The sequence below is a fragment of the Pseudomonas sp. HMSC057H01 genome, from assembly GCF_001836405.1.
In the GTDB taxonomy this organism is placed as follows: domain Bacteria; phylum Pseudomonadota; class Gammaproteobacteria; order Pseudomonadales; family Pseudomonadaceae; genus Pseudomonas; species Pseudomonas aeruginosa.
In genome coordinates this window covers 20,699-35,675 of the sequence record NZ_KV828389.1, presented here as the reverse complement: position 1 = coordinate 35,675, position 14,977 = coordinate 20,699, and the positions used below count along the sequence as shown (strand labels likewise).

15 protein-coding genes are annotated in these 14,977 nt (G+C 69.1%); 3 read left to right on the top strand and 12 right to left on the bottom strand.

The window, feature by feature from the left end; all coding sequences use genetic code 11:
* Nucleotides 1–170: 170 nt before the first annotated feature.
* Nucleotides 171–1,274, top strand: coding sequence for a choline metabolism transcriptional regulator GbdR (locus HMPREF2581_RS03780; protein WP_003096699.1), 1,104 nt, complete (start codon nucleotides 171–173; stop codon nucleotides 1,272–1,274).
* A 45-nt stretch (nucleotides 1,275–1,319) separates the two neighbouring features.
* Here HMPREF2581_RS03780 and HMPREF2581_RS03775 read toward each other — a convergent pair whose 3' ends face one another.
* Nucleotides 1,320–1,568 (bottom strand): hypothetical protein, encoded by a 249-nt coding sequence (locus tag HMPREF2581_RS03775; RefSeq protein ID WP_003096701.1) that lies wholly within the window; start codon nucleotides 1,566–1,568, stop codon nucleotides 1,320–1,322.
* A gap of 268 nt (nucleotides 1,569–1,836) precedes the next feature.
* Complete coding sequence (locus tag HMPREF2581_RS03770) at nucleotides 1,837–2,730, bottom strand: LysR family transcriptional regulator (protein ID WP_003142060.1); 894 nt, start codon at nucleotides 2,728–2,730, stop codon at nucleotides 1,837–1,839.
* Nucleotides 2,731–2,837: 107 nt separating this feature from the next.
* Between HMPREF2581_RS03770 and HMPREF2581_RS03765 the strand changes: the two genes are divergently transcribed.
* Nucleotides 2,838–3,905, top strand: a complete 1,068-nt coding sequence (locus HMPREF2581_RS03765; RefSeq protein ID WP_003142062.1) for a YeiH family protein — start codon at nucleotides 2,838–2,840, stop codon at nucleotides 3,903–3,905.
* Here the strand turns inward: HMPREF2581_RS03765 and HMPREF2581_RS03760 are convergent.
* From HMPREF2581_RS03760 to HMPREF2581_RS03740, 5 genes are all read right to left on the bottom strand, one after another.
* The gene (locus HMPREF2581_RS03760) at nucleotides 3,849–4,844 is read right to left on the bottom strand and encodes an acylcarnitine hydrolase (protein ID WP_003115631.1); all 996 of its coding nucleotides are present in this window, start codon (nucleotides 4,842–4,844) and stop codon (nucleotides 3,849–3,851) included. The two genes, HMPREF2581_RS03765 and HMPREF2581_RS03760, sit on opposite strands and share 57 nt — an antisense overlap.
* Nucleotides 4,845–4,849: 5 nt before the next feature.
* Nucleotides 4,850–5,329: a thioesterase family protein gene (locus HMPREF2581_RS03755; protein ID WP_003142064.1), complete on the bottom strand. Its 480-nt coding sequence runs from the start codon at nucleotides 5,327–5,329 to the stop codon at nucleotides 4,850–4,852.
* A gap of 50 nt (nucleotides 5,330–5,379) precedes the next feature.
* The gene (locus HMPREF2581_RS03750) at nucleotides 5,380–6,345 is read right to left on the bottom strand and encodes an L-carnitine dehydrogenase (RefSeq protein ID WP_003096713.1); all 966 of its coding nucleotides are present in this window, start codon (nucleotides 6,343–6,345) and stop codon (nucleotides 5,380–5,382) included.
* 50 nt (nucleotides 6,346–6,395) lie between these two features.
* Nucleotides 6,396–7,280, bottom strand: a complete 885-nt coding sequence (locus tag HMPREF2581_RS03745) for a 3-dehydrocarnitine:acetyl-CoA trimethylamine transferase CdhC (protein WP_003142066.1) — start codon at nucleotides 7,278–7,280, stop codon at nucleotides 6,396–6,398.
* A 72-nt stretch (nucleotides 7,281–7,352) separates the two neighbouring features.
* A complete protein-coding gene (locus HMPREF2581_RS03740) occupies nucleotides 7,353–8,291 on the bottom strand; it encodes a choline ABC transporter substrate-binding protein (protein WP_003096718.1) in 939 nt (312 codons plus the stop codon).
* Nucleotides 8,292–8,501: 210 nt separating this feature from the next.
* On the opposite strand from HMPREF2581_RS03740, the gene cdhR reads away from it, so the two are divergent.
* Nucleotides 8,502–9,512, top strand: coding sequence for an HTH-type transcriptional regulator CdhR (gene cdhR, locus HMPREF2581_RS03735; protein WP_003096721.1), 1,011 nt, complete (start codon nucleotides 8,502–8,504; stop codon nucleotides 9,510–9,512).
* Here the strand turns inward: cdhR and argE are convergent.
* The 5 genes from argE to cls all read right to left on the bottom strand — a co-directional run bounded on the left by argE (nucleotide 9,442) and on the right by cls (nucleotide 14,881).
* Nucleotides 9,442–10,596 (bottom strand): acetylornithine deacetylase, encoded by a 1,155-nt coding sequence (argE, locus tag HMPREF2581_RS03730; RefSeq protein ID WP_003121330.1) that lies wholly within the window; start codon nucleotides 10,594–10,596, stop codon nucleotides 9,442–9,444. The genes cdhR and argE overlap by 71 nt on opposite strands.
* 56 nt (nucleotides 10,597–10,652) lie before the next feature.
* On the bottom strand, nucleotides 10,653–11,327 hold the full coding sequence (locus tag HMPREF2581_RS03725) for a DUF1028 domain-containing protein (RefSeq protein ID WP_003096726.1): 675 nt from the start codon (nucleotides 11,325–11,327) through the stop codon (nucleotides 10,653–10,655).
* Nucleotides 11,328–11,340: 13 nt separating this feature from the next.
* Nucleotides 11,341–11,763 carry a RidA family protein gene (locus tag HMPREF2581_RS03720; protein WP_003096732.1) on the bottom strand — a complete coding sequence of 141 codons (423 nt, stop codon included), beginning with the start codon at nucleotides 11,761–11,763 and terminating at the stop codon, nucleotides 11,341–11,343.
* A complete protein-coding gene (locus HMPREF2581_RS03715) occupies nucleotides 11,763–13,115 on the bottom strand; it encodes a flavin-containing monooxygenase (protein WP_003096737.1) in 1,353 nt (450 codons plus the stop codon). Before HMPREF2581_RS03715 ends, HMPREF2581_RS03720 begins: the two co-directional genes overlap by 1 nt.
* A gap of 293 nt (nucleotides 13,116–13,408) precedes the next feature.
* Nucleotides 13,409–14,881, bottom strand: a complete 1,473-nt coding sequence (cls, locus tag HMPREF2581_RS03710) for a cardiolipin synthase (RefSeq protein WP_003121332.1) — start codon at nucleotides 14,879–14,881, stop codon at nucleotides 13,409–13,411.
* Nucleotides 14,882–14,977 lie beyond the last annotated feature (96 nt).

The following is a 14,977-nucleotide window of genomic DNA, read 5'->3' as shown; positions in this document are numbered from 1 at the left end:
GCCTTCCGGCTTTTTTGATTGAACGCCCAATCAATATAGGCATGGCATTTGCCTTGCTCTGGTTACAAGCAACGCCGACGGCGTGGCCCAAGCAGCCACCCGGAAATTCCAACAATCATAAAAAAAAGCCTCGTGAGAGGCCTGCTTGCTCAGCGTGAGGAGATACACCCATGACCACGTACGCGCCCGGAGTTCCGCCACAGAACCGAAATCCGCAGTCCATCGGCTTCCTGCTGCTGGATAACTTCACCCTGATCTCCCTGGCCTCGGCGGTGGAACCGTTGCGCATGGCCAACCAGCTCTCGGGACGCGAACTCTACCGCTGGCATACGCTGAGCCTGGACGGCCGCCAGGTCTGGGCCAGCGACGGCCTGCAGATCACCCCCGACGCCGGTACCGACAACGCCCCGGCGGTGGATTGCGTGATCGTCTGCGGCGGCGTCGGCATCCAGCGCAGCGTCACCCGCGAGCACGTCACTTTCCTCCAGGCCCAGGCCCGCCAGGGTCGGCGCCTCGGCGCGGTGTGCACCGGCAGTTGGGCGCTGGCCCGCGCCGGCCTGCTCGACGGCTACGATTGCAGCGTGCACTGGGAATGCCTGGCGGCGATGCAGGAAGCCTTCCCCCGGGTGGCCATGAGCACCCGCCTGTTCTCCATCGACCGCAACCGCTTCACCTCTTCCGGCGGCACCGCGCCGATGGACATGATGCTGCACCTGATCGGCCGCGAGCATGGCCGCGAGCTGTCGGCGGCGATCTCCGAGATGTTCATCTACGAGCGCATCCGCAACGAGCAGGACCACCAGCGCGTGCCGCTCAAGCACATGCTCGGCACCAACCAGCCGAAGTTGCAGGAGATCGTCGCGCTGATGGAGGCGAACCTGGAGGAACCGATCGACCTCGACGAACTGGCGGTCTACGTCAACGTCTCGCGTCGCCAGCTCGAGCGGCTGTTCCAGAAGTACCTGCACTGCTCGCCGTCGCGCTACTACCTGAAGCTGCGCCTGATCCGCGCCCGCCAGTTGCTCAAGCAGACGTCCATGTCGATCATCGAGGTGGCCTCGGTCTGCGGCTTCGTCTCCACCCCGCACTTCTCCAAGTGCTACCGCGAGTACTTCGGCATCCCGCCGCGTGACGAGCGCCAGGGCCAGCCGCTGGGCCAGCCGGTGGTGCTGATGCCGATCCCGCAGGACCTGGCGCTGATGCCCAACTCCTCGGCGCTGTCGGCCCTAAGCCAGGCGCAGGGCGAGTCGACCTTCGCCAGCGTGCGGATCTGACCGCGCGTCCCTGCCCGCCCCGTCCACGGGGCGGGCAGGGCCTTGTCAGCCCCGCGGCACCAGCGCCGGCAGCAGTTGCCGGGAAATCGCCTCGCGCACCGCCGGCAGCAGCGTGGCGTGCCCGCCGAGCATGTCCTCCACCAGCCGCCGCAGCGCCTGGGCGCGCTCCGGGCTGAGGCCACGCACGGCGTATTCGCAGGCCTGCTCCGGAGTCGAGTCCGGCGGCACGCTGAAGCCCAGCGCCTGCAGGCGTTCGCGGAAATCGTCCTGGTCGATCAGATCGGCGTGCATCATCGCGGCAGCTCCTTCGATGGGGATTGCCATCGATTCTGCTGAGCCCACGTCGCTCCCGGCAAGGGGGCTGTCCCGCCTGGACATGGGCAGGTCGTTTTCGGCTAATTCGACCGTCAGCGACACCGCCACAATCACCTCCAGCGGCTTGCGGAATGCAGCGGACGGCTTCCGGAAAACGCCAGACTCACACTGAGGGCCGTTCCTGGCTCCTTTTTCATCCCCCTCCGCGCGTCGGGCGCGGCAGGGGGATCTTTTTACCGGGAGCCGGCTAGCCGGCGCCGAGTCCCGCCCGACAGTGTTCCCAGAAGCGCTCGAAGCCCGGCGAGAGGAACTTGTCGCGCTGGCGCAGCATGTAGAAACGCCGGCGCAACGGCGGCAGGCTGCTGCGCAGTTCGACCAGCGCGCCGGAGGCCAACTGTTCCTCGACCACCCAGCGCGACAGGCAACTGATGCCCAGCCCGGCGGCGACGCTGTGCTTGATCGCCTCGGAGCTGCCCAGGTCCAGGCTGTCTTCCAGGTAATGCAGGTGGCCCAGCAGGGCGTGGCTGACCTCCTCGCGCGTGCCCGAGCCGGGCTCGCGCAGCAGCCAGCGCGCACGGCGCAGGGCCTCGCGGGAGACCTGGGTGCGCAAGGCCAGCGGGTGGCCGGGCGCCGCCACCACGATCAGGCTGTCCTCGAGCCAGGGCTCCACCCGCAGGCCCGGCTCGTGGCAGGGGCCTTCGATGAGGCCGATGTCCGCCGCGAAGGTCACCACGTCCTGCACCGCCGAACCGGTGTTGCCGATGCTGGCGTTGACCCTCACCCCCGGCTGCTCCCGCTCGAAGGAGGCCAGCAGGCGTGGCAGCACGTAGTTGCCGATGGTGCTGCTGGCCGCCACCGTCAGGCTCGCCTGGGGCGCGGCGGAAACCGCGAACTGCTGCTCCAGTTGCGCCACCCCGTCGAGCAGGCGCAATGCCTGGGGCAGGAAGCGGCGGCCGACCTCGTTCAGTTGCAGGCGCTTGCCGACCCGGTCGAACAGGCGCGTGGAAAGCTGCGACTCCAGCTCGTTGAGCGCAGCGCTGGTGGCCGACTGCGACAGCGAGATGGATTCCGCCGCCGCCGTGGTACTGCCGCAGCGAGCCACCGCACAGAAGATCTGGAGCTGACGGAAACTGAGGGCCATGGACTCACCTACCTGTTTTTCAGGTATTTAATACAGAAACTATTCGTTTCACAAATTCATGCCCGCTACCTAACCTGCGTCCCGTGACCTCACCTGAGGAGCGAAGGATGCACACCCTCCCCGTCAAGACCGGTACCAGACCCCTGGCCCAGGTCCAGAAACTCATCCCCGGCCTGCTGCTCAGCGCCGCCCTGGCCGGCGCGGCGATCCTCCTGGGTCGTTCGCAATGGTTGCAGCACAACGGCATCAGCGCGCTGACCCTGGCCATCGTGCTCGGCATCGTCGTCGGCAACACCCTGTACCCTCGGATCGCCGCCGGCAGCGCCGCCGGCGTCGGCTTCTCCAAGCAGATCCTGCTGCGCGCCGGGATCATCCTCTACGGCCTGCGCCTGACCTTCCAGGACATCGCCGGCGTCGGATTGCACGGCGTGCTGCTGGACGCCCTGATGCTCGCCAGCACCTTCGGCCTGGCGTGCCTGCTCGGCACCCGGCTGTTCGGCCTGGACCGCACCACCACCCTGCTGATCGGCGCCGGCAGTTCGATCTGCGGCGCCGCCGCGGTGATGGCCACCGAGCCGGTGGTGCGCGGCCGCGCCGAACAGGTCGCGGTGGCGGTCTCCACCGTAGTGGTGTTCGGCACCCTGGGCATCTTCCTCTATCCGGCGCTGTTCCAGTCCGACCAGGACTGGGGGCTGCTGCCACGCGACCCTGGCACCTGGGGCGTGTACATCGGCGCCACGGTGCACGAGGTGGCCCAGGTGGTCGCCGCGGGTCGCTCGATCGGCATCGAGGCAGCGGATACCGCAGTGATCGCCAAGATGGTCCGGGTAATGATGTTGGCGCCCTTCCTGATCCTGCTCTCGGCCTGGCTGGCACGCGACAAGGCGCACCGCCGGCAGCACAGCGGCGCGACCAAGATCACCATTCCCTGGTTCGCCGTCGGCTTCGTACTGGTCGCCGGGCTCAACTCGCTGGTCAGCCTGCCGCCGGCGCTGGTCAGCCACGTCAACGACCTCGACACCTTCCTCCTGGCCATGGCGATGGCCGGCCTCGGCCTCGGCACGCACCTCTCGGCGATCCGCCGCGCCGGCCTCAAGCCGCTGCTGCTGGCCGCCCTGCTATTCGCCTGGCTGGTGCTCGGCGGTGGATTCCTCACCCGCCTGGCGCTCGCCTGAGTCCTCCGCCAGGAAGCCCTGCACGGCCCGTCGCAAGGCCTCGTGCAGGGCTTCCACCTCGTCGATGCCGTGGCCGCGCAGGCAGCCATGGACCAGCCCGCTTCCCGGATAGAACCCTGCCTCGCCACCCGCCGCGCGTAGCGCTGCGCCATAGCGCTCGCCGTCGTCGCGCAGCGGATCGAATTCGGCGACCGCCACGAAGGCCGGCGGCAGGCCAGTGAAATCAGCGGCCTCCAGGGGCAGCGCCAGCGGCTGTCGGTGCAGCGCCGCCAGCGGCAGGTAGGCGTCCAGGCACGCCTGCACATCGCCGAGGCCGAGCAACGGCGCGTCGGCGCAGTCGATCCGCGAGGGCGATGGCGCGGCGGACAGCAAGGGATAGAGCAATATCTGCGCGGCCGGCGACGGCGCGCCGCCATCGCGCAGGGCCAGGCACAGCGCCGCCGCCAGGTTGCCGCCGGCGCTGTCGCCGGCCACCAGCAGGCGTCGCCCATCCAGCGCTTCGTCCAGCTCGCCCAGGCTCAGCGCCTGCCAGGCACGCAGGCAATCCTGCAATGCCGCCGGGAATGGATGCTCCGGCGCCAGTCGGTAATCCACCGCCAGCACCAGCAGGCCCAGGCGCGCAGCCAGGTCGGCGCAGATGAAATCGTGTGAATCGAGGCCGCCGAGCATCCAGCCGCCACCGTGCAGGTAGAGCAGCGCCGGCCAGCCACCGGGCGGTGCCGGGCGGTCGGGGCGATAGCGGCGCACGCGCACCGGCGGCGCGGCCGGCAAGCAGGAGTCGAGCACCCGCAAACCGGCCGGGCGCGGCGGCGCGAACGCCTGGCACATCCGCGCGTAGGCCGCACGTTGCGCATCCAGGCGCGGACTGTCGCTGGCGAACGCCCGGCTGTGCTCGACGAAGCGCCACATCGCCGGAGACAGCGGATACTTCGCAGCCATCGCGCTCAGCGCAGCGGCGGCAGGCCGATCACCCGACCGACACCTTCCGGCACGGGGAGCGCGCGATGTGCCTCGGCGAGCGCCTCGACCCGCGCCAGCACCTCGCCTTCGAACGGCACCGAGCGCGGGCCGTCGAGGCTGACGTGGAGCAGCATCTGCTCGCTCAGCGCCAGCGCCTGCCCGCTGCCAGGCAGGTACAGGGCATGGTGGATATGCAGGCGCTTGCGATCGTGACCGAGCAGTTGCGTGCGCACCTCGACCCTGGCGCCCTCCTTCACCTCGTGGAGGAAGTTCAGGTGGCATTCCAGGGTGAACAGCGAGTGTCCGCTGGCGTCGCGGTTCTGGCTGTCCAGGCCGATATGCGCCATCAGCGCATCGGTGGCGTAGCTGAACACCAGTAGGTAGAAGGCATCGCGCAAGTGGCCGTTGTAGTCCACCCACTCGGGCAGGACCGGCGTCTCGTAGGTCGTCAGGGCTTGGCTCATGGCAGGCTCCGTGGTTGCGCTCCGCCCGGCGGGGCGGAAGGCGCGTCATGTCACTCGGCGAAGGCGAAGCCGTGCCGGGCCTTGGTTTCCCTGATCGCCCCGAGCACCGCCAGCAGGCAGTCGTCGCGGTAGCGCTCGAGCTCGGCGATGCTGCGCGCGCCCTGCTGCTCGGCGGTGCCCTCCACCACCCGGTCGATCAGGGCTTCGGTGAGTTCCGGCGCCGGCAGGTAGGTCCAGGGCAATTGCAGCGCCGGGCCGAACTGCGCCATGAAGTGGCGCATGCCGGCGTTGCCACCGGCCAGGGTGTAGGTCAGGAAGGTGCCCATGAACGACCAGCGCAGGCCGGCGCCGAAGCGGATCGCATCGTCGATCTCGCCGGTCGTGGCCACGCCGTCGTTGACCAGGTGCAGCGCCTCGCGCCAGAGCGCCTCGAGCAAGCGGTCGGCGATGAAGCCGGGCACTTCCTTGCGTACGTGCAGCGGACGCATGCCCAGCGACTCGTAGACCCGCATCGCCGCCCGCACGGCCTCGGCAGCGGTGCGTTCGCCGCCGACCACCTCCACCAGCGGCAGCAGGTAGACCGGATTGAAGGGGTGGCCGACCAGGCAGCGCTCGGGGTGGCTCGCCTCGGCGTAGAACTCGCTGGGCAGCAGGCCCGAGGTGGAGGAACCGATCAGCACGTCGGGCCGCGCCGCGGCGCTGATCCTGGCGTGCAGGTCGAGCTTCAGGTCGAGCCGCTCGGGGGCGCTCTCCTGGATGAAATCGGCGTCGCCCACGCATTCCTCGATGCTCGCGACGAAGCGCAGGCGTTCCTGCGCCGCGCCGGGCGCCAGGCCCTGTTTCCGCAAGGCCGGCCAGGCATTGGCGACGCGCGCGCGCAACGCCGCTTCGGCGCCCGGCGCCGGATCCCAGGCGACGACGTCGAGGCCGTGGGCCAGGGCGCGGGCGATCCAGCCGCTGCCGATGACGCCGCTACCGAGGGCGGCGAAGGTCTTGATCTCGGTGACGAAGGACATGGACATCTCCAGAGGTTGTTCCCGCCCCCGACGGGGCGGGGAGGAAGAAATCAGCGCGGCTTCAGGTTCATCCTGCGGCGCCCTTCCGCCGGGCTCAGGGCGCGCCCGCCGAGGCGCTCGATGATCTCGATGGCGCGCTCCACCAGGCTGCCGTTGCTCGCCGGCACGCCCTTGTCCAGCCAGATGTTGTCCTCCAGGCCGACCCGCACGTTGCCGCCCAGCAACATGGCCTGGGCGACCATCGGCATCTGCGTGCGGCCGATGCCGAAGCCGGCCCAGGTCGCCCCCGGCGGCAGGTTGTCGGCCATCGCCTTCATGGTCGTGGTATCGGCCGGCGCGCCCCAGGGAATGCCCAGGCAGATCTGGAACAGCGGATCCTCCAGCAGCCCTTCCTTGAGCATCTGCTTGGCGAACCAGAGGTGGCCGGTATCGAAGATTTCCAGCTCGGCCTTGACCCCCAGCTCGGTGATGCGCTGGGCGCCGGCGCGCAGTTGCGCAGGGGTGGAGACGTAGATGTAGTCGCCGTCGCCGAAGTTGAGGGTGCCGCAGTCCAGGGTGCAGATTTCCGGCAGCAGCTCCTCGACATGCCTGAGCCGCTCCAGCGGGCCGACCAGGTCGGTGCCGACACCGAACTCCAGGGGCTGCTCGCCCTTGCCGATCTCCAGGTCGCCGCCCATGCCGGCGGTGAGGTTGATGATCACGTCGGTGTCGCTTTCGCGGATGCGCTCGACCACTTCGCGGTACAGCGCCACGTCGCGACTGGGCTTGCCGGTGGCGGGGTCGCGGACATGGCAGTGGGCGACGGTGGCGCCGGCCCTGGCCGCCTCGATGGCGGCCTCGGCAATCTGTTTCGGGGTGACCGGGATCGCCGGATGCCGGCCGACGGTATCGCCGGCGCCGGTCACCGCGCAGGTGACGATGACTTCATGGTTCACGGTGGTAGCTTCCTGTATTCGGGGTGTACAAAGCCCCGCCCGGCCACGCCGGGCGGAACGGATAGGTGCGGGTTACTTCAGCGAGGCCTGGAGCGCGGCCAGGCCGTCCTTGCCGTCGAAGGTGCTCACGCCATCCAGCCAGGCCTTCAGCGGCTCGGGGTTGGCCTTCAGCCACTGGCGCGCGGCGTCGAGGGGCTGGGTGCGATCGAGGATCGGCGCCATCACCTGGCTGACCTGGGCGCTGCTGAAGCGCAGGTTGTGCAGCAGCCGGGCGACGTTGCCGCACTGCGCCTGGTAGCCGGCGGCGGTCATGGTGGAGACGGTGGCCGCGCCCTCGTCGGGACCGAACACATCCTCGCTGCCGGTGAGGTAGGTCATGTCGATCTGCAGGTTCATCGGATGCGGCTTCCAGCCGAAGAACACCACCCACTGCTTGCGCTTGATCGCCCGCTTCACCGCCGTGAGCATCCCGGCCTCGCTGGACTCCACCAGTTGGAAGCCCTTCAGGCCGAAACGGTTGTCGTCGATCATCTTCCGGGTGATGCGGTTCGAGCCGCTGCCCGGCTCGATGGCGTAGATGCGGCCGCCAAGCTTGTCCTTGAAGCGGGCGATGTCGGCGAAGGTCTTCAGCCCGCCCTCGGCGACGTAGCTCGGCACCGCATAGGTGGACTGCGCGTCGGCCAGGGTCGGTGGCTCGATCACTTCGATCCGGCCTTTGTCCAGGTAAGGCCTGGCGACCGGCTGCATGGTCGGTTGCCAGTAGCCGAGGAACAGGTCCAGCTGCTTGTCGGCCAGGCCGGCCAAAACGATCTGTTGCGAGGCGCTGGTCTGCTTCACCTGGTAGCCCAGGCCATCGAGCAAGGCTTCGGCCACGGCGCTGCTGGCGACCACGTCGGTCCAGTTCACCGTGCCCAGGCGCACCGTACGGCACTGCTCGGGTTCTGCGGCCAGGGCGGCGCCACTGGCCAGGATCAGCAGGGCGCAGCCCAGCTGGCGAATCGTCGTCTTCATCGGTCTCCCCTCGTGCGGCTATTGATTGTTTTTCTGCGAGGTGGGCGCCGGCCCCTTGCGAGACCGACCCTGGCGACCAAGGTACGCAGCCGGGACGGCGGCGAAGCGCACTGCGGCGACCAGCTCTTGCACTGCAGCGACCTGGCCATTGCCAAGCGCGGCGGGCCTGCGCTACACACAGGCTGCGCAACCTCAACCCCGGAGCGCCCCATGTCCCAGGACTTCTGGTTTCTCCTGCTGCCCGGCTTCTCGGTAATGGGCTTCGTTTCCGCCGTGGAGCCACTGCGCGTGGCCAACCGCTTCCACGCCGACCTCTACCGCTGGCACGTGCTCAGCGCCGACGGCGGTCCGGTGCTGGCCAGCAATGGCATGTCGGTGAACAGCGACGGCGCGCTGGAGCCGCTGAAGAAAGGAGACCTGCTGTTCGTGGTGGCCGGTTTCGAGCCGCTGCGGGCGGTCACCCCGGCACTGGTGCAGTGGCTGCGCAAGCTCGATCGCAACGGCGTGACCCTCGGTGGCATCGATACCGGCAGCGTGGTGCTGGCCGAGGCCGGTCTGCTCGACGGGCGCCGCGCGACCCTGCACTGGGAAGCCATCGACGCCTTCCAGGAGTCCTACCCGCAACTGAGCGTGACCCAGGAGCTGTTCGAGATCGACGGTCCGCGCATCACCTCGGCCGGCGGCACCGCCTCCATCGACCTGATGCTCGACCTGATCGCCCAGGCCCACGGTCCGCAACTGGCGGTGCAGGTTTCCGAGCAGTTCGTGCTCGGCCGCATCCGCCCGCGCCAGGACCACCAGCGCCTGCAGGTGGCGACCCGCTATGGCGTGAGCAACCGCAAGCTGGTGCAGGTGATCGGCGAGATGGAGCGGCATACCGAGCCGCCACTGACCACCCTGGAGCTGGCCGAGCGCATCCAGGTCACCCGCCGCCAGCTGGAACGGCTGTTCCGCGTGCACCTGGACGACACGCCCTCGAACTTCTACCTCGGCCTGCGCCTGGACAAGGCCCGCCAGTTGCTGCGCCAGACCGACCTCAGCGTGCTACAGGTGAGCCTGGCCTGCGGCTTCGAGTCGCCTTCGTACTTCTCCCGCAGCTACCGCGCGCGCTTCGCCGCCAGTCCCAGCCAGGACCGCGCGGTGCTGCCGCTCAAGGCTCCCGCAGCCACGCCGCCAGGCGCGCCAGCAGGGCGTCGCACGCCTCGAGCTGAGCGAGGCTGACGAACTCGTCCGGCTTGTGGCCCTGGTCCATGCTGCCGGGACCGCAGATCACCGCCGGGATACCGGCCTGGTGGAACAGCCCGCCCTCGGTGCCGAAGGCCACGGTGGAGAAATCCGTCGAACCGCTGAGCAGGCCGATCAGCTCCGCCGCCTGGCTGTCGTCTGCGGTGAGCAGGCCGGGATAGGCCGATAGCGGCGTGAAGCGGATATCGGTACTTCGCTCTACCGCACGCATCCGCGGCAGCAGTTCGCTTTCGGCATAGTCACGGAGTTCCTCGGCGACCTGCCGCGGGTCGTCCGCCGGCAGCGCGCGGACCTCGAAGTCGAAGCGGCACTCGGCGGGCACGATGTTCAGCGCCCGGCCGCCCTGGATCAGTCCGGTCTGCACCGTCGAGTAGGGCGGGTCGAAACGCCGGTCGTGGCGCTCCGGCGCCGCCAGGCGCGCGCCGATCTCGCCGAGGCGGCCGATCAGCCGCGCGGCGTATTCGATGGCATTCACCCCCTGCGGCGCGTAGGCCGAATGGCAGGCCGCGCCGTGCACCTCGCAGCGCATGGCCAGCTTGCCCTTGTGGCCGAGCACCGGCTTCAGCTCGGTGGGCTCGCCGATGATGCACAGCAACGGCTTGTGCGGACGCCGCTCCAGCGCCGCGAGCAGCGAACGGACGCCCAGGCAGCCGACTTCCTCGTCGTAGGAGAACGCCAGGTGCACCGGCAGGCGCAACGGCGCGGCGAGGAACGCCGGGACGGCCGCCAGCACGCAGGCCAGGTAGCCCTTCATGTCCGCCGTGCCACGCCCGTAGAGGCGACCATCGCGCTCGCTGAGCCGGAACGGCGGCACGCTCCAGGCCTGGCCGTCCGCCGGCACCACGTCGGTATGCCCGGAAAGGCAGACGCCGCCACGGTCGCTGGGGCCGATGGTGGCATAGAGATTGGCCTTGCGGCCGTCGGCGTCGAAGAACAGTTCGCTGTCGACGCCGAAACCCGCCAGGTAGTCGCGGACGTAGTCGATCAGCGCCAGGTTGGACTCGCGGCTGACGGTGTCGAAGGCCACCAGGTCGGCGAGGATGTCGCGGCTGCCGGGCATGTCGGGCTCCAGGGCGCAGGTCTCGCGCTGCGCCGTCGAGGAAGGGAACGACCCGCTCACTCGTCGCCGGGCACGCCGTAGCTCGGCGCACGGGTCGGGTCGAGGGCGCGGGTCACATAGTCCTGCATCTGCGGCTTGTAGGCGAGCCACAGTCGCTCGAGCTGGCCGATGGGGTCGTGCTCGGCCCAGTCGACGCGCAGGTCGACCACCGGCCAGAGCAGGTCGCCGACCACCGACAGCGCCGCCGAATGCACCGGCCCGGCTTCGCCACCAGCGGCCAGCGCGGCCCCCATCGCCGCCAGCAGGCGCTCGGCGAGCAGGCCTTCGGCGTTCTCGAAGGCATCCACCATCGCCTCGATCACTTCCGGCGCGGCCAGCAGGTTGCCGGCCGCCACGCATTGTTCGCCGGCCCGCGCATGGTGGACGCCGAGCGCCTCGCGGCCGGTGAACAACGCGGTGCGGCCGTGCTGGTCGATCACCGTGACCTGGCGATACTGGCCATAGCCGTTGCTGCTCAGCGCCTGGTCCAGCGCTTCGCCAGGGGCCAGGCCCTGGTCGAGGCGGTCGAGGATCTGCGGGCCGAGCGCCGGCAGGGTGATGTTCTGCGTAGCCACCGCGCCGGTGCCGGCGCGCAGCCAGGGACAACGGGCGCCGACGGCGATGCTCGACGAGCTGATGGCGATGCCCAACTGGCCGGTTTCGGCGCAGCGGCCGACGATGGAAAAGGTCATGGCGCGCGCCTCCTCATTGCTGCCAGTCGTCGGGAATCACCGCGATCACGTCGATCTCCATCAGCCACTGCGGCTGGCCGAGGGCCGAGACCACCAGTCCGGTGGAGATCGGGAACACCCCTTTGAGCCACTTGCCGACTTCGCGATAGACCGGCTCGCGGTAGCGCGGATCGATCAGGTAGGTGGTGGTCTTGACGATGTGCGAGAGGTCGCTGCCGGCTTCCTCCAGCAGTTGCTTGACGTTCTTCATCGCCTGCTCGGCCTGGGCGCGCGGGTCGCCGAGGCCGACCAGGTTGCCGTCGAAGTCGGTGCCGACCTGGCCGCGCACGTACACCGTGTTGCCGGCGCGCACGGCCTGGCAGAGATCGTTGTCCAGGGACTGGTTGGGGTAGGTGTCCTTGGTGTTGAACATGCGAATGCGGGTATGGGTAGGCATCAGCTGACTTCCTGGAGGCTGGTTTGCGGAGCTTGCGAGGCGCGGTCCTGTTCCTGGCGCTGGGCGGCGTCGCGGTATGCGAGGTACTTGCGCTGGATGGCGATGTGGTCGGCGACATGGCGCGCGTCGTGCCAGACGCCCCAGATGAACGAGGAGCCGCGCCGCGACAGCCAGGGCAGGCCGATGAAATACACGCCGGGTTCGCTGGACACACCACGCTGGTGGCGCGGCTTGCCGTCGCGGTCGAAGGCATCGACCTGCAGCCAGCCGAAGTCGACGGCATAGCCGGTGGCCCAGATGATGCTGCCCACCCCGGCCTCGGCCAGGTCCAGTTCGAGGATCGGATCGGTCACGCACTGCGGGTCCGGCAGCCGGCGGCGCGCCTCGGGCTCTTCCGGCAGGTCAAGGCCGTTGCGGGCGATATAGGCGTCGGCGGCGTCGAGCAACGCCAGGTAGTTCTCGTCGCCGCGCGCCAGGTTCTCCGCCAGGTCCGGCCGGAAGGTCGCGACGCCGTCGACGAAGGATTCGGTCAGTCCGACCAGGGTCACGCCCTGATGCGCCAGGGCGCGGAAGTCCACGGTATGTCCGCCGCGGGCACCGCTCACGGCGATGGTCACATGCTCGCGCCCGGGCTTGGCGACTTCCGCATCCCATTCGCCGAGCACGCCCAGCCACCAGCAGAAGTCGCGGTTGCGGTAGGAACGCGGCGGACGGTCATGAGCGCCCACCGAGAGGTAGACCTGGCGCCCGGCACGTTGCAGCTCGTCGGCGATCTGTACCCCCGACGAACCGGCGCCGACCACCAGTACCGCACCTTCGGGCAGCTGCTGCGGGTTGTAGTAGTGGGCCGAGTGGATCTGCCGGATACGCTCGTCGCGCGGCGCGATCGGCGGGATCACCGGACGCTGGAACGGGCCGGTGGCGGCGACCACGCGGTTGGCCTCGATGGTCCCGGCGGAGGTTTCCACGGTGAAGCCGGGGCGGCCGACATTGCGCACCACCTTCCTCACCTCGACGCCGGTACGGATCGGCGCGTCGAATTTCTTCGCGTAGGCCTCGAAATAGGCCGCCACCTGGTCCTTGCCGGGGAAACCGTCGGGATCGATGTCGAATTCCATTCCCGGGAAGCGGTCGTGCCAGGCCGGGCCGTTGGCCACCAGTGAGTCCCAGCGTCCGCTGCGCCAGGCCTCGGCTATGCGGTTGCGCTCCAGGACCAGGTGCGGCACGCCGAGCCGGCTCAGGTGCTCGCTCATCGCCACGCCGGCCTGGCCGGCGCCGACGACGAGGGTGTCGGTCTTTTCCACGGTCCCGTCCGTGCGCGAGGGCAAGGCGGTGCGATTCAGGTCGGTCATGGCTCGGTTCCTCGGACTCTGGTCGTTCTTGTTCTGCGGTTGCGTGATGGCCGCATTCTGTTCAGAGCCGGGGAATAGCGAAATTATGATTTTTGTAGTCGCTGGCTAGGGAAAAGCTGCACGCCCGCGCGGTCGGCGGGCGGCAGAGGCGTCGCTCAGGACCTGCCGACGATCTGGCGAGCTGGAGAAACCGGGCGAAAACAGCCGGGGAAGCGGAGTCTCCGAACGGCAACCGAGTTTTCCGAAGCCGTTTCCAACGCGGTTTTGCCGACGTACAGAGTCCGCGAAGGTTTTCAGAGGATCGGCGAGACCAGCCGCGCCACGCGCATCCCCAGTTGCTGCAGGCGGCGCACGCTGCGGCGGTCTTCCGGAGTGAATTCGAGCGACTCGGCGAAGTCCGCCTCGAGCATCGCCTCCACCTCGCCGGCGAAGCCCTCGTCGACGGTCACCACCATCACCTCGAAATTCAGCCGGAACGAACGGTTGTCCAGGTTGGCGCTGCCGACGGCGGCGGTGTCGCGGTCCACCAGCACCACCTTCTGGTGGAGGAAGCCGGGCTGGTAGCGGAACACCTTGACCCCGGCACGGATCGCTTCCAGCGCGTAGAGGCTGGACGCGGCATACACCGTGCGGTGGTCCGGGCGCGAGGGGATCAGCAGGCGCACGTCGACGCCGCGCAGCACCGCCAGGCGCAGGGCGGCCATCACCGCTTCGTCGGGAACGAAATACGGCGAGGTGATCCAGACCCGCTCGTGGGCGGCGTTGATCATCTCGACGAAGAACAGCGAGCAGGTTTCCTGGGCATCCGCCGGGCCGCTGGCGACCACCTGGCAGAGCGCGCCCTCGCTGTCGTACTGCGGCGGCAGGATCAGCGGCGGCAGGCTGTGGGTCGCCCAGTACCAGTCCTCGGCGAAGCTTTCCTGCAGGCACGCCACCGCCGGCCCGCGCAGTTCCATGTGGGTGTCGCGCCAGGGCGCCAGCGGCGGCTTCTCGCCGAGGTACTCGACGCCGACGTTATGCCCGCCGACGAAACCGCACTCGCCATCCACCACCACGACCTTGCGGTGGTTGCGGAAATTCACCTGGAAGCGGTTGAGCATGCCGCTGCCGGTGCTGAAGCCATGCATCTGCACGCCGCCCTGGCGCAGCCGCTCGACATAGCGGTGCGGCAGCGCGTGGCTGCCGATGGCGTCATAGAGGAAGAACACCTCGACGCCGTTGGCCGCGCGTTCCAGCAGCAGTTGCTGGAGGCGCTGGCCGAGGGCGTCGTCGCGGACGATGAAGAACTGCACCAGGATCACCTGGCGGGCGGCGGAAATCGCCTTGAACATCGCCTCGAAGCTGGCCTCGCCGTTGACCAGCAGGCGCACCCGATTGTTCGCCAGGGTCGGCGTGCGGGTCATCCGCACCAGCGCCTTGAGCCCCTTGTAGCCGCTGACCTGGCGGGCCGCCAGGGCCTCCTCGACCCAGGGACGCCAGTCCAGCTCGGCGGCCGCCAGGTGCATCTCGCGGTTGGCCTGGCGCCGCGCCTCGATGTAGGCGTCGAAACGGCTGCGACCGAACACCAGGTACGGCAGCAGGGTCAGGTACGGCATGAATACCAGCGAGGTGGCCCAGGCGATCGCGCCCTGTGCGGTGCGCACGGTGAGCACGGCATGGATGGCGGCGACGAAGCCGAGTACCTGGATGCCGACCAGCAGCAGGCCGAGGTAGGTGGTGGAGGTCATTGCGCGAGGTCGATCCTTGTCCACTCCGGTGGCGGCCATCATAGCCCTCTCCGGGGTAGGTCTGGCCAGCCTGGCAACAGCCAGGGGGCGAGGCGGGATTGGCAGGATCCGTGGGATCGACGTCATTCGGCCGCG